The sequence below is a fragment of the Microbacterium lushaniae genome, assembly GCF_008727775.1.
Classification (GTDB): domain Bacteria; phylum Actinomycetota; class Actinomycetes; order Actinomycetales; family Microbacteriaceae; genus Microbacterium; species Microbacterium lushaniae.
Genome location: NZ_CP044232.1, coordinates 232770 through 252962 on the forward strand (window position 1 = coordinate 232770; position 20193 = coordinate 252962).

General features: G+C 70.4%; 24 protein-coding genes. 8 read left to right on the forward strand and 16 right to left on the reverse strand.

Going from position 1 to position 20193, the window contains the following annotated elements; all coding sequences use genetic code 11:
* Positions 1–31 precede the first annotated feature (31 nt).
* From F6J85_RS01050 to F6J85_RS01060, 3 genes are read left to right on the forward strand one after another with little or no spacing between them, the layout of a single operon-like run.
* Positions 32–2128, forward strand: a complete 2097-nt coding sequence (locus tag F6J85_RS01050) for a S9 family peptidase (protein ID WP_150923474.1) — start codon at positions 32–34, stop codon at positions 2126–2128.
* On the forward strand, positions 2115–2960 hold the full coding sequence (locus F6J85_RS01055) for a Cof-type HAD-IIB family hydrolase (RefSeq protein ID WP_150923475.1): 846 nt from the start codon (positions 2115–2117) through the stop codon (positions 2958–2960). Before F6J85_RS01050 ends, F6J85_RS01055 begins: the two co-directional genes overlap by 14 nt.
* A 56-nt stretch (positions 2961–3016) precedes the next feature.
* The gene (locus tag F6J85_RS01060; RefSeq protein WP_150923476.1) at positions 3017–3427 is read left to right on the forward strand and encodes a DUF2255 family protein; all 411 of its coding nucleotides are present in this window, start codon (positions 3017–3019) and stop codon (positions 3425–3427) included.
* Between the two features lie 905 nt (positions 3428–4332).
* Here the strand turns inward: F6J85_RS01060 and F6J85_RS01065 are convergent.
* The 8 genes from F6J85_RS01065 to F6J85_RS01100 all read right to left on the reverse strand — a co-directional run bounded on the left by F6J85_RS01065 (position 4333) and on the right by F6J85_RS01100 (position 10498).
* Positions 4333–5208, reverse strand: a complete 876-nt coding sequence (locus F6J85_RS01065; protein ID WP_191906699.1) for an alpha/beta hydrolase — start codon at positions 5206–5208, stop codon at positions 4333–4335.
* A gap of 28 nt (positions 5209–5236) precedes the next feature.
* Positions 5237–6163, reverse strand: a complete 927-nt coding sequence (locus F6J85_RS01070; protein ID WP_150923478.1) for an N-acyl homoserine lactonase family protein — start codon at positions 6161–6163, stop codon at positions 5237–5239.
* 113 nt (positions 6164–6276) lie between these two features.
* Positions 6277–6663, reverse strand: coding sequence for a RidA family protein (locus tag F6J85_RS01075; RefSeq protein WP_150923479.1), 387 nt, complete (start codon positions 6661–6663; stop codon positions 6277–6279).
* Between the two features lie 43 nt (positions 6664–6706).
* Positions 6707–7279 (reverse strand): flavin reductase family protein, encoded by a 573-nt coding sequence (locus tag F6J85_RS01080; protein WP_150923480.1) that lies wholly within the window; start codon positions 7277–7279, stop codon positions 6707–6709.
* Between the two features lie 32 nt (positions 7280–7311).
* Positions 7312–8514 (reverse strand): acyl-CoA dehydrogenase family protein, encoded by a 1203-nt coding sequence (locus tag F6J85_RS01085; protein WP_191906700.1) that lies wholly within the window; start codon positions 8512–8514, stop codon positions 7312–7314.
* 91 nt (positions 8515–8605) lie between these two features.
* Positions 8606–9319: a helix-turn-helix domain-containing protein gene (locus F6J85_RS01090; protein WP_150923482.1), complete on the reverse strand. Its 714-nt coding sequence runs from the start codon at positions 9317–9319 to the stop codon at positions 8606–8608.
* Positions 9320–9415: 96 nt separating this feature from the next.
* Positions 9416–9730: a hypothetical protein gene (locus F6J85_RS01095; RefSeq protein WP_150923483.1), complete on the reverse strand. Its 315-nt coding sequence runs from the start codon at positions 9728–9730 to the stop codon at positions 9416–9418.
* A gap of 102 nt (positions 9731–9832) precedes the next feature.
* On the reverse strand, positions 9833–10498 hold the full coding sequence (locus tag F6J85_RS01100; protein ID WP_202980856.1) for a LysE family translocator: 666 nt from the start codon (positions 10496–10498) through the stop codon (positions 9833–9835).
* Between the two features lie 66 nt (positions 10499–10564).
* On the opposite strand from F6J85_RS01100, the gene F6J85_RS01105 reads away from it, so the two are divergent.
* Both F6J85_RS01105 and F6J85_RS01110 read left to right on the forward strand, forming a co-directional pair.
* Positions 10565–11110 carry a CGNR zinc finger domain-containing protein gene (locus tag F6J85_RS01105; RefSeq protein WP_150923484.1) on the forward strand — a complete coding sequence of 182 codons (546 nt, stop codon included), beginning with the start codon at positions 10565–10567 and terminating at the stop codon, positions 11108–11110.
* Positions 11111–11188: 78 nt separating this feature from the next.
* Positions 11189–11740, forward strand: coding sequence for an OsmC family protein (locus F6J85_RS01110; protein ID WP_150923485.1), 552 nt, complete (start codon positions 11189–11191; stop codon positions 11738–11740).
* Positions 11741–11771: 31 nt separating this feature from the next.
* On the opposite strand, the gene F6J85_RS01115 is transcribed toward F6J85_RS01110, so the two are convergent.
* From F6J85_RS01115 to F6J85_RS01130, 4 genes are all read right to left on the reverse strand, one after another.
* Positions 11772–12257: a hypothetical protein gene (locus tag F6J85_RS01115; protein WP_150923486.1), complete on the reverse strand. Its 486-nt coding sequence runs from the start codon at positions 12255–12257 to the stop codon at positions 11772–11774.
* Between the two features lie 44 nt (positions 12258–12301).
* Entirely contained in the window at positions 12302–12874 is a 573-nt protein-coding gene (locus F6J85_RS01120) for a pyridoxamine 5'-phosphate oxidase family protein (RefSeq protein ID WP_150923487.1), read from the reverse strand.
* Positions 12871–13569 carry a hypothetical protein gene (locus F6J85_RS01125; protein WP_150923488.1) on the reverse strand — a complete coding sequence of 233 codons (699 nt, stop codon included), beginning with the start codon at positions 13567–13569 and terminating at the stop codon, positions 12871–12873. Before F6J85_RS01125 ends, F6J85_RS01120 begins: the two co-directional genes overlap by 4 nt.
* Positions 13570–13656: 87 nt before the next feature.
* Positions 13657–14058, reverse strand: a complete 402-nt coding sequence (locus F6J85_RS01130; protein WP_150923489.1) for a RidA family protein — start codon at positions 14056–14058, stop codon at positions 13657–13659.
* A 126-nt stretch (positions 14059–14184) separates the two neighbouring features.
* Between F6J85_RS01130 and F6J85_RS01135 the strand changes: the two genes are divergently transcribed.
* Both F6J85_RS01135 and F6J85_RS01140 read left to right on the forward strand, forming a co-directional pair.
* Positions 14185–15162 (forward strand): helix-turn-helix transcriptional regulator, encoded by a 978-nt coding sequence (locus tag F6J85_RS01135; protein WP_150923490.1) that lies wholly within the window; start codon positions 14185–14187, stop codon positions 15160–15162.
* Positions 15163–15284: 122 nt separating this feature from the next.
* Positions 15285–16325, forward strand: coding sequence for a DUF4037 domain-containing protein (locus F6J85_RS01140; protein ID WP_150923491.1), 1041 nt, complete (start codon positions 15285–15287; stop codon positions 16323–16325).
* Between the two features lie 46 nt (positions 16326–16371).
* Here the strand turns inward: F6J85_RS01140 and F6J85_RS01145 are convergent, their stop codons facing one another.
* Positions 16372–17694, reverse strand: coding sequence for an FAD-dependent oxidoreductase (locus F6J85_RS01145; RefSeq protein WP_150923492.1), 1323 nt, complete (start codon positions 17692–17694; stop codon positions 16372–16374).
* Positions 17695–17776: 82 nt separating this feature from the next.
* Between F6J85_RS01145 and F6J85_RS01150 the strand changes: the two genes are divergently transcribed.
* Entirely contained in the window at positions 17777–18124 is a 348-nt protein-coding gene (locus F6J85_RS01150) for an ArsR/SmtB family transcription factor (protein WP_150923493.1), read from the forward strand.
* A 39-nt stretch (positions 18125–18163) separates the two neighbouring features.
* Here the strand turns inward: F6J85_RS01150 and F6J85_RS01155 are convergent, their stop codons facing one another.
* The 3 genes from F6J85_RS01155 to F6J85_RS01160 form a co-directional block, all read right to left on the reverse strand.
* Complete coding sequence (locus tag F6J85_RS01155) at positions 18164–18598, reverse strand: protein-tyrosine phosphatase family protein (protein WP_150923494.1); 435 nt, start codon at positions 18596–18598, stop codon at positions 18164–18166.
* A 560-nt stretch (positions 18599–19158) separates the two neighbouring features.
* Positions 19159–19284 carry a hypothetical protein gene (locus F6J85_RS18095; RefSeq protein ID WP_275094055.1) on the reverse strand — a complete coding sequence of 42 codons (126 nt, stop codon included), beginning with the start codon at positions 19282–19284 and terminating at the stop codon, positions 19159–19161.
* 168 nt (positions 19285–19452) lie between these two features.
* Entirely contained in the window at positions 19453–19968 is a 516-nt protein-coding gene (locus F6J85_RS01160) for a hypothetical protein (RefSeq protein ID WP_150923495.1), read from the reverse strand.
* Between the last annotated feature and the right edge of the window lie 225 nt (positions 19969–20193).

Consider the following 20193-nt stretch of genomic DNA (forward strand, 5'->3'; position numbering starts at 1 on the left):
CGACCGCTGCGGGCGGGATAGCGTGAAAGGCATGCCCTCGACTGCGTTCTCCTCGCTCGACGAGTACATCGCCCTCCCGCGCATCGAAGCGCTCGCGCTGTCGCCCGACGGTCGTCGCGTCGTCCTCACGGTCGCAACGCTCACGAAAGACCGCACGTCGTACGAGCGGTCGCTGTGGGAGGTTCCGGCCAAGGGTGCCGGCGCCCCGCGGCGCCTGACCCGTTCGGCCAAGGGCGAATCCGGCGCGGTGTTCACCGCAGACGGCGATGTGCTGTTCGTCAGTGCTCGACCGGACGCCGACGCCGAGGACGACGACGAGTCGGGTCAGCTGTGGCTGCTCCCCACCGGTGGCGGCGAGGCGCGGCCGGTCACGCGCCTGGCGGGCGGCGTGGGCGGGATCGCGGCGGTGGCCGAGGCATCCCCTCGCCTGGTCCTCTCGGCCGACCTGATGCCTTCGGCCCAGACGCTCGAAGACGACGCGCGGCTGCGGGCCGACCGCAAGAAGCGGAAGGTCTCCGCGATCCTGCACGACACCTACCCGGTGCGAGTCTGGGACCACGACCTCGGCCCGGCCCAGCCGCACCTGCTCGCGCTCGACCTCGGTGCCCTGGCCGACACCATCGCCGCGGTGGCCGAAGAAGGTGCCTCGGAGGCGGACGACGAGGCGCAGGCGGATGCGACGACGCCGTACCCGTCCACGCTGCCGCGGCCGCGCGACCTGACGCCGAACCCCGGTCGCACGGCCGACATCGCCGGCGCCGCCCTCACCCCCGACGGCGCGACGCTCGTGGCATCCCTGCAGATTCCCGAGGGGCGGGACTCCCGCCACATCCTCGCGGCGATCGACACGGCCACCGGTGCCCGCACGACCCTCTTCGACGAGCGCAGCACCTCCTTCGAGATGCCCGCCATCAGCCACGACGGCACGACGCTCGCCTTCGTGCGCTCGGGCTTCGGTTCACCCGAGGGGCCGGCAGACCAGGAGCTGTGGGTGTCGGACATCGACGGCGCGAACCCGCGACGACTGGCAGCGGGGTGGGATCGGTGGCCGAGCGCCCTCACCTTCGACGCCGACGACTCCGCCCTCATCGTGACCGCCGACCAGGACGGGCGCGGACCGATCTTCCGCGTCCCCCTCGAGGGTGACCCGGTCGTGCAGCTCACTTCCGACGAGTTCACGTACACGCACGTGCACGTCGACCGCGCCACCGGCGATCTGGTCGCGCTGCGCTCGTCGTGGATGGCGCCGCCGCATGCCGTCCGCGTCGGCCGTGACGGGGCCGTGACGGCGCTGACCTCACCGGTGGCCCTCCCCGACGCCGCCGGGACCATGACCGAGATCGAGGCGACGGCCGAGGACGGCGCCCGGGTGCGCGGATGGCTGCTCCTGCCGGAGGGCGCCTCGGCGGAGCATCCCGCCCCGCTCCTGCTGTGGATCCACGGCGGACCGCTCAACAGCTGGAACGCCTGGAGCTGGCGGTGGAACCCGCAGCTGGCCCTCGCGCGCGGCTACGCGGTGCTGCTGCCCGACCCCGCCCTCTCCACCGGGTACGGGCTGGACTTCATCGCGCGGGGGTGGAACAGCTGGGGCGGCAAGCCCTACACCGACCTCCTGTCGATCACCGACGCCGTCGTCGCCCGCGACGACATCGACCAGACCCGCACGGCGGCGATGGGCGGATCGTTCGGCGGCTACATGGCCAACTGGGTCGCCGGGCACACCGACCGGTTCCGCGCGATCGTCACGCACGCGAGCCTGTGGGCGCTCGACCAGTTCGCCGGCACGACCGACTCGTCGGCGTACTGGCAGCGGATCTTCACGCCAGAGGCGATGGTGGAGAACTCCCCGCACCGGTTCGTCCGCGACATCCGCACGCCCGTGTTGGTGATCCACGGCGACCGCGACTACCGCGTGCCGATCGGGGAGAGCCTGCGGCTGTGGTCGGAGCTGAACGAGCACTTCGGAGCCGATGACGGGTCGCTCGTGCACCGGTTCCTGTACTTCCCCGACGAGAACCACTGGGTGCTCAAGCCCCAGCACGCCGTGGTCTGGTACGAGACGGTGTTCGCCTTCCTCGCTCAGCACGTGCTCGGAGAGTCCGTGGAGGTGCCGGATGTCCTCGGCTGACCCGCGCCTGCTGGACACTCCGCCGCGCGAAGGCCTCGACATCCGCCTGGTCGCCGTCGACATGGACGGCACGCTGCTCGATGGCGAGGGCCGGCTGCCGCCGGGATTCGACGCGGTGCTCGAGCACATGCTCGCCCGCGGGATCGTCTTCACGCCGGCCAGCGGCCGGCAGTACGCCACGCTCCGCCGCGAATTCGGCGCATCCGCCGACGACATGGCGTTCATCGCCGAGAACGGCACCATCGTGATGCGCGGCGGCGTCGAGCTGTCGAGCGACGTCATCGACTCCGCGTTCGTGCAGCGCGTGCTGGCGCGGTTGCGCGAGGTCGCGACGCGGCACGACATCGGCGTGGTCGTCTGCGGCAAGCGGTCGGCCTACATCGAGCGGCGCGACCGGGCGTTCGTGGCCGAGGCCGAGCGGTACTACGCCGAGCTCGTCCAGGTCGACGACCTCACCAGGGTTTACGACGACGTGCTGAAGGTCGCGGTGTACGCCTTCGACAGCGCGGAGGACTCCGTCTACCCCGAGCTCGGCGACATCGCCTCCAGTCACCAGGTCGTCGTCTCGGGCCGGCACTGGGTCGATGTGATGAACAGTGACGTCAACAAGGGCACCGCGCTGCGCCGTCTGCAGGAGACGCTCGGGATCACGCGGGAGCAGACCGTCGCGTTCGGCGACTACCTCAACGATCTCGAGCTGCTGGATGCGGCGGCCTGGTCATACGCGATGGCCAACGCGCACGACGACGTCGCCGCCCGAGCCCGCTTCCGCGCGCCCTCGAACACCGAGTACGGCGTGGTCACCGTCCTGAGGGAGCTGCTCGGCGGCTGACACGGAGCTGTCCGCGCAGCCCTGCCCCCGCGCGGTGCCTCGCGCTACCCTCGGGCATGGCCTTCGACGATGTGGTTCGTGTCCTCGACGAGACCCGCGTGGTCGCCGTCATCACCCGCCGTGCCGACGGCACCCGTGTCGCCACCCCCATCTGGGCGGTGGTGGTAGACGGTGTGCCCTACCTCCGGTCGGCCTACGGGCCGTCGTCGTGGTGGTACCGGCACGTGCTCGCCGGGCGCGAGGTGGAGTTCGCGCTGGGAGACGGCAGGATCGCCGAGCGTGACCGGCAGGCCGCGCTCGACCTGCCGGCCGAGCCCGTGGCGGTCGAGTCCGTGGCCGCGGACGACCCGGTGCAGCGCGACATCGACCGCGCGCTCGAGGCGAAGTACGCGGCCGAGCCCGAGTCGGTCGCCGCGATGAAGAGCCCCGAAGCCGTGGGCTGCACCCTGCGGGTCGTCGCCCCCTGACGAGGCGGTCCGACGCCTGCGGGCGCCGACAGTGCGCGCTCCTCAGGTAGCTCTCTGCCTTCCTGTCCTGCCCTCTCCTGTCCCGTCTCCCGGGCGTCCGACCCTCCGTCCTGACCGTCTCCGTCTGCCCGCCGCCGGCCTGCCGGTCCCGTCTGCGCGCCACCGTCCGCGGGTGCGCGTCCTGCCGGTCCCCGTCGTGCGGTCCCCGTCGTGCCGGTGCCCGTCCGGCCCCTCCGTCTGACCGTCCCGGCCCACCGTCCCCTTCACGCCCGAACTCCTCAAATGCGGGGCCGCCCGCGCGGTTTTGGCCGGTTCCGGCCCGATCTGCGCGCCGTTTGGAGGAGTTCGGGATGGTGACGAGGCGTGAGGTAGCCGGGCGGGCGCCGTCGGAGGGATGTCCTCGAGCCGCTCGAGGGTCCGGACGAGGTCCCGACTCCGCCCGTCTTCCTGCCCCTCCGTCTGGACTTCCCCGTCCCGCCCTTCCCCGCCCTGCCCAAACTCCTCAAACTCCAGGCCGCCGGGGCGGTTCTGCGCGGGTTTCGGCCCGATCCGCCCCGAGTTTGAGGAGTTCGGGATGGTGAAGAGGGTGAGGTCGCCGGTGGGGCGCCGGCGGCTGGGCGGGGAGCCCCCCGACGGTGCGGGCGAGTTGCCCTTCCGTCTCCCGCTCCTTCCCGTCCCCGTCTCGCCTTCCCCCCTCCCGCCCGCCCCTCCGTCTCGCCTTACCCCGTCCTGCCCGAACTCCTCTAACACGAGGCCGCCCGCGCCGTTCTGCCGATTTCCGGCCCGATCTGAGGAGTTCGGGGCGGCGACGGGGAGTGCGGTCCCGGGGCGGGCGCCGGCGCCCGGGGATCGTCCGACATCGAGGCCACCGGGGCGGCGGCGTCGCGCTGCTGCATCGAGCGCCGTCAGACGCCGGCGAGCCGCTCGACGATCCGGGCCAGTTCGCCGGTGCCGTCCGCCAGCGACTCCAGGATGTCGAAGTGGTTGTTCTCCCTCACCACCACCTCGACTGGATGTCCGCTGGAGGACACCATGGCGGCGAAATCGATTGACTGGCGCTCGAACTCCGGCGTTTCATCGTTGCCGTACGCGACGACGAGGGAAGGGACCACCGGTGGCGTGCTGAGGACACTGAGGCTATCTGCTGCGCCTTCGTCCAGGTGTAGGTCGGTGTTGAGGAACGTGTGGACGAGTGGGCGCAGGTCGAACACGCCGCTGACCGGGAGGGCGCCGGCGAACGGTTCCCGAGGAAGCCCGTAGTCCCCGACCCAGTCGGCTTGCAGCAGTGTGGCGACGGCGTGTCCTCCTGCCGAGTGGCCCGAGATGACGATGCGGTCGACATCGACCCCGTAATCGCCCGCATGGGCGAAGAAGTGCGCGTAGGCCGCGCGGTGCTGACGGACGATCTCGGCGATGCTCACACGTGGGCAGAGTGCGTAGTTCTCCACCGCCACGACGAAGCCGCGCGCGGCCAGGCCGCGGGCGACGTAGCTCCAGACCTTGCTCGTGGTGGCCTTCCAGTAGCCGCCGTGGATGAAGAACAGCGCGGGACGCGGGCCGGGAGCATCTGCGATTGGGAGGAACACGTCGTACGTCTCGTCGACGGTCGGTCCGTACCGCACGTCCAGCAGACCGCGGGCCTCGTCGCGGTACGCGGCGCTGCGGGCGACGAAGTCGCCGGCGTACGCGCCGAAGTCGGGCACCGTCGCCTCGATGTCGTAGGCGCGGTTCAACTCGTCGACGCTCGTGAAGTCGCGGTACAGCGGTGTGATTCCGGTCATTGCTTCCTCCTTGACGGGATGGGACGCATCAGCGCAGGAGCTGCGGAGCCCCGTGCGGGCGGCGCGACGCATCGTCTTCGCGAAGATTCAGCTGCGCGATCGAGTTGCCGCTCGGGGAGAGCCAGGAGCTGTGCCGCAACGCCACCTCAGGGTCGTGGCCCGGGATTATTCTGCTCGTCTCGCCCTGCAGTTCCTTCTGGAGTGTCTGGTACAGGCTGATCAGGTTGAAGGTGTTGCCCTGCACGTAGCCGGGCGCCCACATGCCTTCGATGTTGGAGTACCAGTACACGGTGTCTCCGGCGGCGACGAACGGCCCATTGCGCGTCTGGATCTTGAACCACTGGGATCCGAAGGTATGCGAATCCCTTGCCAGGCGGGCGGTCACGCCGGGAAGGAGTTCCTCGTCTCCGTGAACGAAACGGATCCGTCCGTCGGCGATGCCTTGGGCGGCTTTGGCGAGATCGAGCGGATCGAAGGAGGAAAAGATCCATGCCTTCTGTTCTTCGGTGGTCATGCGGTTGGCGATGTCCACAGCCGAGGACCATCCCGTGAACTCCTCGTACTGCACGTAGAGCTGCGCGTTGGGGAACGCCTCGAAGTTGCCGACGTGGTCGAAGTGCATGTGCGAGACGAGGATGACGTCGACGTCTTCGGGGTTGATCCCGACCTGCCCGAGCACCTCGGTCGGGCTCTCCCAGTTCGAGAATGCGTAGCGGTCGAGCCAGTAGTCGTTGCGGAATCCGCAGTCCACCAGTGCGACGTGCTGCTTGCCTCCGACTGCACCGCCGATGAGCAGGGTGTACAGCATCGGGATACGGATGATGCCCCTGTTGCTGAACAGGCCGGACCCGCCGAAGAAGTCGTGCGGCATGTCCGCGTGGCAGTACTCGAGAGACCAGATCGAGTAGTCGGTGTCGGCTGCTGCCGAGAACTTCGTCGAACCAGTGATGTTCATGACACTCCTTCGTGTCGTCGTCCGTCCGGCGACGGGCGTCGCGCGGGCGTAGTGGATGTCCCGGCGCCGAGGCCGCCGGGACCTGCGGCGTCACGCCTCTGGGCCGAGCGGCGTCAGACGGCGGCGATCGCGTCGATCTCGATCGTCGCGCCGTTGTACAGCGAGTAGACGCCGATGACGGTGCTGGCCGAGGGCTCCGGGGCCTGCACGATGCGATCGCGGGTGCGGCGCCAGGTGGCCAGCTTCTCCTGGTCCAGGTGCGTGATGTACACGTTGACGCGCACCACATCCTCGTACGTCGCCCCCGCCGCCGTCAGCGCACGCTCGAGCTCCCCGTATGTCAGCTCGATCGCCCGCTCGAAGCTCTCCGGCACCGAGCCGTCCGCTTCGAATCCGACCTGGCCGGAGATGAAGACGAGGTCGCCGCTGGTCACGCGCGTGCTGTCGGAGATCCCGGGCACGGTGGGGGAGGCGGTGCGGCTGATGCGGTCGTTCGTCATGAATTCTCCTTGGAGGGGTTCGGTCGGGATGCGGCGTAGCGGGTCAATCGCCCCGCCCGTAGACGGCGTAGAACGGCACGACCGTGCGGGGGAGGGCGGCGTGCTCGTTCAGCACGAACCATTTGCGGTCATGGTAGACGAGCGGGTGGGGCGACTTCTCCGGTGTTTCCGCACGCGGTTTCGCCTCGATGGCCTCGACGACCACGAGCGTCGAACCGTGCACGTTCAGGCGTTCGATGACGCGGCCGCGCAGCCACGCGTTCGCACGCGGGTAGTACGGCTCGCCCGTGGGCAGGCGGCCCCACTCCACGTCGTCGCCGAAGCGCTCGACGCCGCTGCGGGCCCCGAGCTTGGCCAGTTCGACCTGATCCGAGGCCAGCAGGTGCACCACGACCGTGTCGGCCCGGCGGATCGTGGGTGTGCTGGAGGAGCGGCCGGATGCGGAGAACACCAGAGTCGGCGGATCGATCGCCACGGATGCGACCGAGCTCACCGTCATCGCCACCGGGCCGTCGCCGGCGTCGGCGGTGATGATGGCGACGCCTGCGGGGTGGTGGCGGAACGCGTGCGTGAAGTCGCCCGCGGAGATCTGCGGTTCGGAGACGGTGGAATTCATCGTGAGCTCCTCTCGGAGGCGTTGCCCCATGCTCAGACGATCGGCAGGACGAATCGGGCGTCGTCTTCGCGGCCGAACAGCACCTTGCCGTATGCCTCGAATCCGCTGGCGGCGAGGGTGTGGCCGTGGCGGCTGGCGGTGGCCTGGTCGCGCCAGACGCGCTGGAGCGGGGCGGATTCGGCGAAGCCGGCCGAGCCGTGCGCGGTCATCAGGTCGTTGATCATCGTGGTGATGGTCTCGACCACCCACCCGGCCTTGGCACGCATCTCGATCCGCTCGGCGTACGGCGCGTAGGCGTCGCTGCCCGCACCCTCGTAGATGCGGTCGGCCAGTTCGCGGGCGACGAGTTCGGCCGCGTCGAGTTGCACGGCAGCCTTGGCGATGGCGCTCTGGAACACCGCCGAGTCGGCCTGCTTCTCGTAGCCGGTGTAGGCGATCGCCTTGCTCTCGGCCTTGGAGGTGACGTAGTCCAGCGCGGCGCGACCCATCCCCAGGTGTGGACCGATGAGCTTCATGAACAGGGACGGGACGAAGACGGTGCGGTAGGTCTGCTCGTCGTTACCGCCCAGATATCCGCCTTCGACCGCTGCCGTGAGCGGGAAGACCCGATGTGCGGGGACGAAGACGTCCTCGGCGATCTGCATGACGCTCGCGGTGGACTTCATGCCCGCGACGAACCAGTTGTCCTCCATCGACAGCTCGGAGGTGGGGATGAGCGCGAGCCCGGCGTCCACGACCTCGCCGGCGTCGTTCTTCAGCGGGATCCCCAGCAGCGACCAGTCGGCGTGCAGGCTCCCCGTCCCGTATCCCCACTTGCCCGTCACGCGGTATCCGCCGTCGACGCGCTCGGAGTCGGAGGTGGTGGCCAGGACGATGGAGATGAACGAGTCCGCGCCCTTGTCCGTTCCCCACACGTCCTGCTGTGCCTGCTCGTCCATGAGCGAGACCACCCATGCGCCGGAGTCGAGGATGCCGTGCACCCACGCGATGCTGCCGTCGCCGCGCCCGATGGCGCGGGCCACCGCGTGGCACTCGGCCGTGTTCGCGCCGAGTCCGCCCACGTTCGTCGGAGCGGAGATGCTGAACGCGCCCGTCGCCGCCACGGCGTCGAACGCCTCTTGCGGGATGCGGCGGTCGCGGTCTGCGTCGCGCCCGCCCGCGGTGAGGGTGGGACGCAGTTCGTCGATCCGGTCGACGATCGTGCTGATCTCGGGACGGAGTGCCGTGGCTGCCATGAGTGACTCCAAGTGTCGACGCCTAAGTGTTAAACAGAGCGTGACACTGGGCATTCACTATGTCAATGCACAGTGAACAGCAAAATGACCGTCAATCGAGATGGTCGAACCGGCGCAGCACGTTCAGCGGGTTGGCCGGCGGATGCGGACGCCAGCGCGCGCCGTCGGCACCCGGCTCCGCCTCCAGCCCGGCGCCGTTGCGGTCCATCACGAACCAGACCCCGCGGGCCGGCGCGGAGCTGCGGTTGAGGTACAGGTGCGGCCGGGCGGACTCGAACTGAAGAGAGTCACCGGGTCCGAGGGTGTACTCGTCGAACTCGAGCCGCAGGATCAGCTCGCCCTCCAGAATGAACGCCTGCTCGAATCCGGAGTGCCGGGTGAGCTTGCCGGTGGGAGAACTGGAAGCGCCCGCCTCGTAGGTGACGAGGAGGGAGTCGGTGCGGCCATCCGGCCGGCGGGCGAGCCGCTCCCAGCGGACGCCGTCCTCCATCTCGATCATCGGATTCTCGCTCGCGCGCTGCACTTCCGGGGTGAGCGGAGGTGTGGCGGCGAAGCTCGGGGCACCTGCGGCGGCGAAGCTCGGGGCACCCGCAGCGCCATCGATCCCGAGCAGCTCGTCGGCCGAGACTTCCAGCAGGCCGGCGAGGGAGTACAGGGTCGCCACCGACGGGCGGCTCTTGCCCGTTTCGACCTGGGAGATGAGGCTGGGGGAGACCCCCAGCTGCTGCGCCACCTTGCGCAGGCTCACGCCGCGCGCTTGCCGGATGCGGCGGATGCGCTCGCCGATGTTCTCTGCAGTGGACATTCGCTCTCCCGCTGGCCCCTCCTGCACCCTACCGCGCCCGCGCACGTATGTGTAGAAATACTTAACACTGCGGGTCTACAACAGAGTCCCGACGAGTCAGGCGCGGGCGTCCGCCGGCACGTGGATGCGCCCCCGCAGGAACGGCAGCGCCGGTGCACGGTAGACGAGCGACGGCGCATCCGCGGGATCCAGCGAGAACTCCGCCTGGCCGAACCGCCACACCCGGTTGAACAGGTACACCCCGACGGTCACCGGCCGGTCGGCCGGAACCTGCCACGTGCCCACGCCCCACTGCGCCGGCTGTCCGCGTCCGGCGATGACGAGTGTCGGCCGGACGCCCCCGTAGAGGGCGAACCATGGCTTGCGCAGCGTCAGCTGAATGCGACGGGTCGTCTCATCTTCATGACTCACGTGTGCATCGACTCCTGTCGCGTTCTCGGCGTCCCGGGGTGATGACGCCACCAGCAAACATAAGCGGTGCGTTCGATCGTCCAGAGGAGGGCGCTCCTGCGACTATGCCGGCGAAGCGGGCTCCGCCACCTCGAGGGCGAGCAGGACCGCGACGAGGCCGAGAAGGCCGCCCGTGACGCGTCGCTGCCACTCCGTCCACACCGGCCGCGCGGCCAGGAAGGCCGCGATCGATCCGGCCGCCAGGATGATCGCGGCGTTGACGGTCAGGCTGACGGCGATCTGGATGCCGCCGAGGGTGAAGCCCTGCAGGGCGGGGCTGCCGGCGGCGGGGTCGATGAACTGGGGGATGAGCGCGAGGTACATCACCGCGGCCTTGGGGTTGAGCAGGTTCGTGACCAGGCCCATGCGGAACAGCTTCGCCGCCGAGTCCCTGCGAAGCCCGCGCGCCTCGAACACCCCGCGTCCGCTCGGCCTCAGCGCCTGCCATGCGAGGTAGGCGAGGTACACGACCCCGGCCGCCTTCAGGCCGATGAACAGCCACGGCACGGCGACGAACACCACGGCGAGTCCGGCGCCTGCCATCGTCATGTAGACGAGGAAGCCGGTGCCGGTGCCGGCGAGGGACACCAGGCCGGCAGCGCGCCCCTGGCTGATGCTCCGGGAGACGAGGTAGACCATGTTGGGGCCGGGAGTGAGGACCATCAGCAGGGCGGCCAGGGCCATGCCGCCCGCCGCGGCGAGCGAGACTCCGGTTCCGAAGACGGTCATGGGCGGCGCACGGGAAGTGCGGATGGGGTCTGGTCGGTCATCCCGCCAGCGTGCTGTAATGCCCTTATGCATCTCAACCCTTACGGCGAGTATGCCGTGCTGATGGCCGCCTCCCTGGCGAACGACTGGCCGGAGACTCGCGAGGGCATCGTCGCCCGCACGCGCGACTTCGGCATGACGATGGAGTTCCGCGCCGGCGCCGACGACCGGGCCGCGTCGCGGGCCGTGCTGGACGAATGGCTGCGCGTCGTCGACGAGCGCGACCCGCAGACGCGCGCGTCGCTTCTGAACGCGGCCCTCGCCGCAGCATCCGCCTACCCCCGACTGACCGACCACGACGGCGAGGGGTGGCACCTGCACTACCGGGACACCGATCAGACCCTGCCGCACGTGCTGGCCGCCGTCATCAGCGTCGGCACCGCCCTGCACCTGACCACGCGGGGAATGCACCGACTCGGGCGCTGCGGCGCGGGCGATGACGCTGGCGACGGATGCCGCAACGTCGTCGTGGATGTGACCCGCAACGGCAGGCAGCGCTACTGCTCGGTGCGCTGCGCCAATCGCTCCGCCGTCCGGCGACACCGGGCGCGCGGTCGGATCACCGCATCGTGACGTTGTGTGACCCCGCATCGTGACGCCGCGTTACCGGCGGCGCGCGCCGGGTGCAGCGGGCGACCTACGCTCGCGGCCATGACACTTGCCGACACCACCGTTGTTCCCGAGTCCACCGCCGCCGACCGCGCCATCCGGCTCGCCGAAGCCGGCGCGGCGTGGGGCGAACGGATCGCCGCCGATCCCCGCAGCGCTCAGCTGACCTACCGCGTCAGCGGGGAGGGCTCCGGATCCGTCGCGACCGTCGTCCGCGCCGGCAAGCACCGGTTCATCGTCGACGAGCCGGCCGCCCTGGCCGGTGACGACGTCGGCGCGAGCCCCGTCGAGTACGCGCTGGGCGCGCTGATCTCCTGCCAGGTCGTCGTGTACCGCCTCTACGCGCAGGCTCTCGGCATCCAGGTCGACGACATCCGGGTCGAGGCGGAGGGTGACCTCGACGCGCGGAAGCTCTTCGGCATCGACGAGTCGGTGCGCCCCGGGTTCACCGGCGTGCGGCTGCACGTGACGATCGACGGGCCCGAGACCGAACAGCGCTACGCCGAACTCAAGGCCGCGGTGGACGAGCACTGCCCCGTGCTCGACCTCTTCGCCAACCCCACCCCGATCGCGGTCGAGGTGTCGAAGGCCTGACGCCGGTGGCGCGGCTTCCGCCTCGCACGAGTCAGGTCGTGTGGGAGTCCTTGGAACGCACCTCGATGTGAGGGCCGGCTATCCGGGTGAATGTCACGTGCATCCACTCCGCCCAGCCGTCATCGGGCTGCCGGGTCTCCCACACCGCGCGCATGGCATCCGGGGCGTCGAAGGTGAGGATCGCGCGGGCGTCGCCGGCGTCGTTGAGGTAGCGGCCGTGCGCGTCGAAGCTCCCGACCGCATGCTCGACGGTTCCGTCGGCGTCGAACGACGTCTGATCGAAGGCGTCCGCCGATCCTTCGCGAGGGGTGAAGAACTCCATCGCCTCTTTCCGCGCGCCGAAGATCTCCACGTCGACGCGGTGCACCATCTGCCGGGCTCCGGGGAACCATTCGTAGACATCCCACCCGGTCCACCGGTGGCCGTCGTGTTCGCCGCCGTCGACGATGATCCCCTCGGTCCGCCAGGTGCCGACCAGCCGGTCCATCCGGTCGTGCAGTGTCGAGTCGCCCGTCATCGCACCACCACAGCATGGCGAGCCGCCCCGCGCAATGGTGACGTTCAGGTGATCCTGTGCGATCGGTGCCATGACTCATCGCGGCGCTCGTAGAGGACGCGGGTGTGATGCCGATCGGGTGCGCCCTGCCAGAACTCCACGTGTGCCGGCTCGACCCACCACAGCACCCAGTCCTCGGGCGGAATGCCTGCTCTCGCCGACGCCGACCGTGCGGCCAGGTCGGCGGCGCTCTCCTGTCTCGTCGCCTCACGCACCGGCCCGCGCAGGCGCACTGCGCGCACCACCGGCTGCCACCAGAAGTCCAGCGCCGCCGCCGGGTGGGCAGCGAGCTGGGCGCCTTTGGCCGAGGAGCGTCGACCGGCGACGCCCCATCCCCGCGGGCCGACGTCTTTGAGGATGAGCGTGCGGGCATCGGGCCTGCCGTCGGCATCCACCGTGGCCAGCGTGGCGGCACGCGGTTCGGCGACTCCCGCGTCCGCCGCGTGGCGGATCCACGCCACGAACAGCTCGACCGGATCGTCGGGCAAGGATGCCAGGTCGAATGGGGGCGCCGTTCCCACGAGTGAGGCTTGGGCCCGCAGCCACTGCGCCATGCTGCCCGGCCGCATCGACGTCATGTTCTCGCCTCTCTTCGGCGGGGGTGTGCCGCCGCATCCACGGGGGAGGTCACGCTCGTGAACGCGAGGAACACGCCCCATCCGGCGACCGCGATGGCGGCCAGTGAATTCGCCCACGCCGGCATCATCCAGGGGAAGGAGCCGGCGAGGAACGCGGCGGAGGCGACGATGCCGACACCTCGCCCGAGGAGCCTGGCACGCGTCGACCAGGTGAGGGTGGCGGCAGCCACGGCGAAGCCGAGGAAGGCCAGATGAACAGCGCCGAACGTCGTGCTGACGAGGAGGGCCACCGCCTCCGGGGCCAGGTCGATTGCGAACACGGGGTAGACCAGGCGCCCCACCGCGAGCAGCACGACGAGGAGGGCGACGAATGCGGCCGCGAGCGCGGTGGCCCCCACGTCGATCCGTGGCGACGGTGCCGCCGTGCGTGCGCCGAGGAGCCCGCGGGCGCCGGCTCCCCAGCAGAGGACGGCGAAGAAGAGCAGCTCGTCGCTCCATGTCAGGAGCGAGCGCCCCTGTTCGACCCACGCCGCCACGGCGACCGCGTCGGCCGGAGCCTCGGGAAGGAGCGACAGCAGGAGGAGGGCGACCGCGGTGAGTGATGCGCCTCCGGCCGACAGCCAGCGGTGTGCCGGCAGATCACGCGCTCCGGGTGGGGCGTCGCGTGCCGCCGGGCCGCCGGCCATCCCCGTCATCCGTTCACCTTGCCGGGCTCGCGGTGCCACGCGCAAGCAGGGATGCCGCCACGGGGAGGCGCCTTCCGGCCCCGCCCGTCCGTCCGCTCAGGCGACGGCGGTGCCCTCCAGCTCGACCATCTGTCCGGGGATCGCCAGGCGCGACACTCCCAGCATCGTCGTGGTCGGAGCCACGCCGGCGGCTCCCAGGCGCCCGGCCAGCACGCCGTAGTGGGCGAACAGCGCGTCGACGTCGGTCGTGTAGACGTTCAGCCGCACCAGGTCGGCCAGCGACATCCCGGCCGCGGTCAGCACCGCTTCGAGGTTTTCCACGCTCAGCGCGAGTTGCGCCGCGATGTCGCCGTCATGCTGCGGGCGCCCATCCGCACCCATGGCGGTCTGCCCGGAGACGTACAGCATGCGGGTCTGCCCCGACACGAGTTCGCCCTGGTTGAATCCCAGCTCCACCGACCACGTCACCGGGTTCACCGCGGTTCGTTCGAGTGTCATCGTCTGCTCCGTTCGTCTGGATCGCGACCGCCGATCGGTCGCGCTGAGGGCCGTTCGCACAGCGCCGATCCGAGCCTCGCAACGAATCACGACACCTTGTGTCGGGTATTTCTGAGACAGTTCCTTATGCGTGCGGATCGGCTGGTCTCACTCGTTCTGCTGCTGCGCCAGCGCGGTCGTCTCTCCGCCCCGCAGCTGGCCAGAGAGCTCGAAGTCTCCACGCGCACCGTCCTTCGCGATATCGATGCCCTGTCGGCAGCCGGCGTGCCCGTCTACGTCGATCGGGGGCGGCATGGCGGGTTCTCCCTGCTGCCCGGGTTCCGCGCCGAGCTGACGGGCCTCACCCACGACGAGGCGCTCGCGCTCCTCACCGCCGCCGGTGCGGGCGGATCGCGGGTTTTCGGACTCGGTTCGGCGCTGACATCCGCGATGCGAAAGGTGGTCGACGCCATCCCGGCGCCCCACCAGCCCACCGCGACGGATGCTGCGCAGCGAATCCTCGTCGACCCCGATGCCGATCTCCTGTCGCGCCCCAACGTCGGGGAGAGCATTCCCGCTGCGATCATGGCCGCGGTGCGCCGCGCGGTGCTCGAGGGTCGCCGGCTCCGCCTGCACTACGCCTCGGAACGCGGCACCGCCTCCTGGCGCGAGGTCGACCCGATCGGTCTGGTCACCGCGCGGGGTGTGGGGTATCTGCTCGCCACGGTCGATGGCAGTGACCGGACCTACCGCCTCTCACGCATCCTCGCCGCCGAGGAGCTCGCCGAGCCCGCAGCGCGACCGGCCACCGTCCACCTCGCTGAGCTGTGGCGGCAGCGCAGCATCCGCTTCCGGTCCGGCGGCGAGCAGCTTGCCGTGGTCGCCCGGATCGAGCCGTCGCGTCGGGACGACCTCGCGGCGACCGTGCTCGAGATCCGCACCGAAGTGCGCGACCCCGATGGGTGGCATCACATGGAGGTGTCGTTTCAGGACGGCCGGCACGCGGAGTGGACGTTCTGGCAACTCGGGACGGCGGCCGAGGCTCTCAGCCCTCCGGCGCTGCGGGCGGCCCTGCGCGAGCGTGCTGCTCGTGTGGCCACGCATTACTCCGATGCTGGGGCGTAGCGGGCGTGGATGATGCCGGTGGCAGAATGTCTCCCCCGCCCTGTGAAGACGCGGCGGGCTTGGACGCAGACGGTGCAGCGCTTCGCGCGCCGAGCGTGGGGACGTGATTCGGAGGCCACTCGATGAATTCGCTCGACAGCGGGCCAGGCGCCGAGATCTCTCGCGCGTTCTACCTGCAGGTCGTCCAACCGCTGCTGTACGCGCGCTGGCCGGGTCTGCCGCATGCCGCCGCTCGGCTCGGCGCGGGCTCCGACGTGCTCGGGCTCGATGACGACATCTCGCGCGACCACGACTGGGGGCTCCGATTGAGCCTCTTCGTCGCCGAGGATCTCGTGCGCCCGGTCGACGCGTACCTCGCTGCGGAAATGCCGGCGGAGTTCGCCGGGCTTCCGACTCGCTTCGCGTTCACGGGTGCTGCGACGCCGCGGCACCATGTGGAGACGCAGACCGTCGAGGCGTTCGTGCGGGGGAGGCTCGGTCTGGACGACGTCGACCAGCTGGACGCCGGTGCGTGGCTGTCGTTCACCGGTCAGTCGGTGCTCGAAGTGACTGCCGGCCCGGTCTTCCATGATGACGGGGATGTCTTGCGCGCCGTCCGGCGCGCGCTCGAGTGGTACCCGCGCGACGTCTGGGCCTACGTCGTGGCGAGCTGCTGGACTCAGCTGGAGGAGGAGATGCCGCTCATGGGGCGGGCGGGTCAGGTCGGCGACGAACGGGGCGCACGGGTCATCGCCGCTTCACTCATCCGGACCGTGATGCAGCTGACGTTCCTTCTTCATCGCGCGTGGGCGCCCTACTCGAAGTGGTTCGGCAGTCTTTTCGCCCGCCTCCCTGATTCCGCCCCGATCGGAGTGCACGTGGATGCGGCCCTGGGAGCGGGCACGTGGCAAAGCCGGCAGAAGCACATCGCTTGCGCCATCGACGCGCTGCTCGACCTGCAGGGTCGCGCCGGCCTTCCTGCACCCGGGCCGGCCACGCTGCCGTTCTGGGATCGCCCGTTCCTCTACCCGAACCCGGAGATCGCGTCGGCCCTGCGGGAATCGATCACCGATCCGGCCGTTCGCGTCCTTCCCCGTGGCCGGGGCGGCATAGAGCAGATCACCGACAACGTCGCCCTGCTCGTGAACCCGCGCGCACGTCTCGCGGTCGTGCGGGCGGTCTGACGCGGGCACGGGAACCGGGCGTCGCGTCCGGTCCGCCTGAGCCTCCTCACACGGAGGCGGGTGCGCGCCCGATCTGGAGAACCTGGCTGGGTACGGCGCAGCACGACCCGCCGAGCGACGCTCCGGAGGCGTCGAACAGTCCGGCGCCGCCGCACACCCCGGTGTCGGGCAGCGCCAGTTCCACGCGCCGCGCGGCCTCGTGATCGCCGGCGAGTTCCGCGACCACGCTGCGCACCTGCTCGTAACCGGTGAGCGCGAGGAAGGTCGGTGCGCGCCCGTACGACTTGGCCCCGACGAGGTAGAAGTCGGGTTCCGGCTGGGCCAGGTCTGCGGCGCCTGTCGCCGCGACGGAGCCGCACGAATGCACGTTCGGGTCGACCTCTGCGGCGATCCGAACGGGGGCCTGCAGGGTCGGGTCCAGCTCCAGCCGCAGTTCCGACAGGAACGACAGGTCGGGCCGGAAACCCGTGAGCACGACGACACGATCTGCCGTGAGGGTGCGGCCGTCCTCGGCGATGAGCACCGGCCGCTCGCCCTCGCGGGTGACGCGCTCCACGCGGAAACCCGTGACGAGCGAGACCAGCCCGGCGTCGACGTACTCTTTGGCCGTGGCGCCCAGGGCGCCGCGCGCGGGCAGCTCGTCCGCATCCCCGCCGCCGAAGGCGTTGCCTGCGGTCGCGCGGCGCAGCGCCCAGGTCACTGTCGTGTGCGGGTCGCGCCGCGCCATCCGGGCGAGCGCGAGCACCGCGGTGATGGCCGAATGTCCGGAGCCGATGACGACCGTGTGCTTGCCCTCGAAGCCCGCGCGGTCGCGGAAGTCGGGGATGCGGTACGACAGCAGGTCGGCGGTCGCTGTCTCTCCGAGCGCCGGCAGGCCGTCGGCGCCGGCCGGATTCGGAGTGGACCACGTGCCGGAGGCGTCGATGACGGCGCGCGCCTGGAGTCGATACTCCTCGCCCTCGGCCGGTCGCACGTGGACGGTGAAGGGCTGTTCGCCGCGTCCGGCGTCGACGAGACGGTCGCGGCCGAGGCGCGACACCCCGACCACCCGAGCGCCGTAGCGGATGCGGTCGCCGAGCGTGGCGGCGAGAGGGGCGAGATACCCCGAGATCCACTGCGCGCCGGTGGGGTAGCCCGTGGCCGGTGCCGTCCAGCCGGTGCCGGCGAGGACACGTGCGCCGGCCGCGTCGATCAGCTCAGGCCATCCGGAGAACAGGCGCACGTGACCCCACTCGGCTACGGCCGCCGCCGGGCCGTCGCCTGCCTCCAGCACCACGGTCGGCACGTTTCGCTCGGCCAGGTGCGCGGCGGCGGCGAGCCCCTGCGGGCCCGCCCCGATGACAACGACCGGCAACGCATTCTTCTCCACGACGTCTCCTCGACATTCACCCGATCCATCGAGATTGATCGATGTATCGACAGATGTCAATACGACGTGGCAGACTCATTCCATGTCCACGACGCTTCCCCTCCTGCCCGGCGACGCCGCAGTCTGCTGCTCCCCGGTGACCGGCGGCGTCCTCACGACTGACGAAGCCGAGCGGATCGCGCACACCTTCAAGGCACTGGGTGACCCGACACGGGTGCGCCTGCTCTCGCTGATCGCCGCATCCGATGGCGGGGAAGCGTGCATCTGCGACCTGACCGCCCCGGTGGGACTGTCGCAGCCGACCGTCTCGCACCACATGAAGATGCTCGTCGACGCGGGGCTCGCGACACGAGAACAGCGCGGACGCTGGGCGTACTATCGCGTCGTCACCGAGGCCCTGGAACACGCGTCGCGCGCGCTGCGCGCCTGAACGCCCGCCCGCGTTGCGGCGGCGATGCGGGATGGCCGTTCAGATCCAGAGCCGCGCCCGGTGCGCGAACCGCCGCTGCCAGGGGGTTTCGATGGCGCCGGCCCGGTAATTCACTCTCACCCAGGTGACGGCGTCCTCGGCCGGCACGCCCGCATACCGAGCGAGGATGGCGATGGCCGTTCCCGTTCGCCCCTTACCGCCGTCGCATCCGATCTCGACTCTCATGCGAAGTGAGCGCTCGTAGGCGTCGCGAAGCGCCGTGATCGCCTCCGACTGCTCCCGGGGGAGACGGAAGTCCGGCCACCGAATCCACCGTGATTCCCCCCGTTCGGCGTGCGGTCGTGACGTGAGGTAGAGCCCGAAGTCGGGTTCCAGGTCGGGGGTGAGCGCGCCGGCTCGGAGGGCGCGGCCCCGGATCAGGCGGCCGTCGGGCAGCGTGACCACGCCGTCCTGACCCGCCTCCCAACTGCCCATTCATCCATAGTGACGTCGTCGCGGACCTTGCGCCGCAGAAGTCGGCGAACCGACCCGATCACCAGGTGCGCGGCTGCACGGTGGGTCTGCGGCCTGCCGGTTGCGCGCTCGGATCCCCACAACCCCAGGCGGTGGAACCATCACGTGCAGCCGGCAGGCCGCTTGATGTGCCCGCGCCGCCCCAACGGCACGACCACACACAGAAACGTTATCCGCGGGTCATCGTTCTTGACCGTTTGCTCAGGCATCCTCGCGGGAATCTTGATGCGGTCCTGGAGTGAGGCCTCGGACTCTTCCCGCGACATCGTCGCAATGTCAAGAGATCGCGCCGCGAAGGCCGTTGGCGGTTGGGTGGGGGTGCTCGATCGTCCCCAGCGGTCGAGTGATTGGGGGCTCCCTCGCGACGCGTTCCCCATCGCGATGCTCGAGGGAGCCTTCCCCCTGCCACGCCGAATCGGAGGCGAAAAAACACCCTCCTCAGTAGAGGCCTAAGAAGGGCCGGTCTCCGGCGGGCGTCGAGAATGACCCGCGCTCTCGGGCGCATCGACGGATTCCGGTGATCAGCAGGTCCCGTCGCCATCGAGCAGGCCCACACGGTGCGTGCGGAGGGCGGGGACAGCGGGCCCGCGCACCTCCACCAGCGACGTGTGCGCCTCCGGGTCGAGCCGGGCCAGCGCCTCGGTCATGACGCCGAGCACACGGTCGGGTGCCGTCCCGATGACGCGACTCCTCCGCAGATCAGGGAGCTGGGTCAGCGGCAGCGGTGTCCCAGGGGCGGATCGAGGCGTCGGTGGCCGTCGAGCTCGGGAGGTGGACCGAGCACCAGCTCCCCGGGAGGCGCAGCTCGCGGCCGGTCATTCCGGCGCGGTCCATGCGCCGTAGCGGGCGGCCATGTCGAACAGGCTCACCCCGCCCTGCCCGGACTCGGTGAACCCCATCGGGCTGAGCTGCCCTGCCGCGGTACGCAGATCGACGGGTTCGGCACCGCCTGCCGACTCCACCCCGGCGACGAGGTCGATCGCGTTCGGCTCCCATGGGAGGGCCTGCCAGATCGCCTCGGCGACAGCATCCAGTTCCTCCGCGCTGAAGGGTTCAGCGACATCGGTCAGCACGGTGAGCTCGAGGCGCTCGCCGAGGCCGTTGCGCGAGCGGCCGGGATCGGTGACGGCGACCACGCGGGGCGCGGCGGTGGTCACGGCCTCGGACAGATCCCCGTACTCCGCCAGAGCCTGCTCAGTGCTCTGCGGCGGTGAGGGCTGCGGCGTCGGTGTCAGCGCGCTGCATCCGATCATCCCGGAGGCGAGCAGCGCGCCCGCCAGCGCGATCGCCGGCAAGGAGCGACGCGAGCCGATCCGTCGCATCATCGTCATCCGTTCCATCGGTGGTCGCAGGGCGTGGGTCTGCCCATCATTGCGGAAGAACGCCGACAGTCTCCGACAGGACGCCTGCGCGTCCTCAGCCTCATCTTCCGGGCTGGAACCGGTCATCACGCCTTGGGCGCCGTCGGGTCCGTCGCGGCGCCTGCGCAATACTGTGTGGTTAGCACACGGTTACCGGGTTCGAGCGGGACTCATGGGGCCGGGACGGGGACCACT

What these genes read in the sequence shown, in the direction of transcription:
- F6J85_RS01160 (WP_150923495.1), bottom strand. Translation starts at nt 19,968, where the DNA reads ATGACGATGATGCGACGGATCGGCTCGCGTCGCTCCTTGCCGGCGATC.
- F6J85_RS01065 (WP_191906699.1), bottom strand. Translation starts at nt 5,208, where the DNA reads ATGACCGGAATCACACCGCTGTACCGCGACTTCACGAGCGTCGACGAG.
- F6J85_RS01110 (WP_150923485.1), top strand. Translation starts at nt 11,189, where the DNA reads ATGACACTTGCCGACACCACCGTTGTTCCCGAGTCCACCGCCGCCGAC.
- F6J85_RS01090 (WP_150923482.1), bottom strand. Translation starts at nt 9,319, where the DNA reads ATGTCCACTGCAGAGAACATCGGCGAGCGCATCCGCCGCATCCGGCAA.
- F6J85_RS01075 (WP_150923479.1), bottom strand. Translation starts at nt 6,663, where the DNA reads ATGACGAACGACCGCATCAGCCGCACCGCCTCCCCCACCGTGCCCGGG.
- F6J85_RS01070 (WP_150923478.1), bottom strand. Translation starts at nt 6,163, where the DNA reads ATGAACATCACTGGTTCGACGAAGTTCTCGGCAGCAGCCGACACCGAC.
- F6J85_RS01140 (WP_150923491.1), top strand. Translation starts at nt 15,285, where the DNA reads ATGAATTCGCTCGACAGCGGGCCAGGCGCCGAGATCTCTCGCGCGTTC.
- F6J85_RS01080 (WP_150923480.1), bottom strand. Translation starts at nt 7,279, where the DNA reads ATGAATTCCACCGTCTCCGAACCGCAGATCTCCGCGGGCGACTTCACG.
- F6J85_RS18095 (WP_275094055.1), bottom strand. Translation starts at nt 19,284, where the DNA reads ATGACCGAGGCGCTGGCCCGGCTCGACCCGGAGGCGCACACGTCGCTG.
- F6J85_RS01105 (WP_150923484.1), top strand. Translation starts at nt 10,565, where the DNA reads ATGCATCTCAACCCTTACGGCGAGTATGCCGTGCTGATGGCCGCCTCC.
- F6J85_RS01135 (WP_150923490.1), top strand. Translation starts at nt 14,185, where the DNA reads ATGCGTGCGGATCGGCTGGTCTCACTCGTTCTGCTGCTGCGCCAGCGC.
- F6J85_RS01100 (WP_202980856.1), bottom strand. Translation starts at nt 10,498, where the DNA reads ATGACCGTCTTCGGAACCGGAGTCTCGCTCGCCGCGGCGGGCGGCATG.
- F6J85_RS01155 (WP_150923494.1), bottom strand. Translation starts at nt 18,598, where the DNA reads ATGGGCAGTTGGGAGGCGGGTCAGGACGGCGTGGTCACGCTGCCCGAC.
- F6J85_RS01060 (WP_150923476.1), top strand. Translation starts at nt 3,017, where the DNA reads ATGGCCTTCGACGATGTGGTTCGTGTCCTCGACGAGACCCGCGTGGTC.
- F6J85_RS01125 (WP_150923488.1), bottom strand. Translation starts at nt 13,569, where the DNA reads ATGACGGGGATGGCCGGCGGCCCGGCGGCACGCGACGCCCCACCCGGA.
- F6J85_RS01085 (WP_191906700.1), bottom strand. Translation starts at nt 8,514, where the DNA reads ATGGCAGCCACGGCACTCCGTCCCGAGATCAGCACGATCGTCGACCGG.
- F6J85_RS01120 (WP_150923487.1), bottom strand. Translation starts at nt 12,874, where the DNA reads ATGACGTCGATGCGGCCGGGCAGCATGGCGCAGTGGCTGCGGGCCCAA.
- F6J85_RS01150 (WP_150923493.1), top strand. Translation starts at nt 17,777, where the DNA reads ATGTCCACGACGCTTCCCCTCCTGCCCGGCGACGCCGCAGTCTGCTGC.
- F6J85_RS01130 (WP_150923489.1), bottom strand. Translation starts at nt 14,058, where the DNA reads ATGACACTCGAACGAACCGCGGTGAACCCGGTGACGTGGTCGGTGGAG.
- F6J85_RS01055 (WP_150923475.1), top strand. Translation starts at nt 2,115, where the DNA reads ATGTCCTCGGCTGACCCGCGCCTGCTGGACACTCCGCCGCGCGAAGGC.
- F6J85_RS01115 (WP_150923486.1), bottom strand. Translation starts at nt 12,257, where the DNA reads ATGACGGGCGACTCGACACTGCACGACCGGATGGACCGGCTGGTCGGC.
- F6J85_RS01050 (WP_150923474.1), top strand. Translation starts at nt 32, where the DNA reads ATGCCCTCGACTGCGTTCTCCTCGCTCGACGAGTACATCGCCCTCCCG.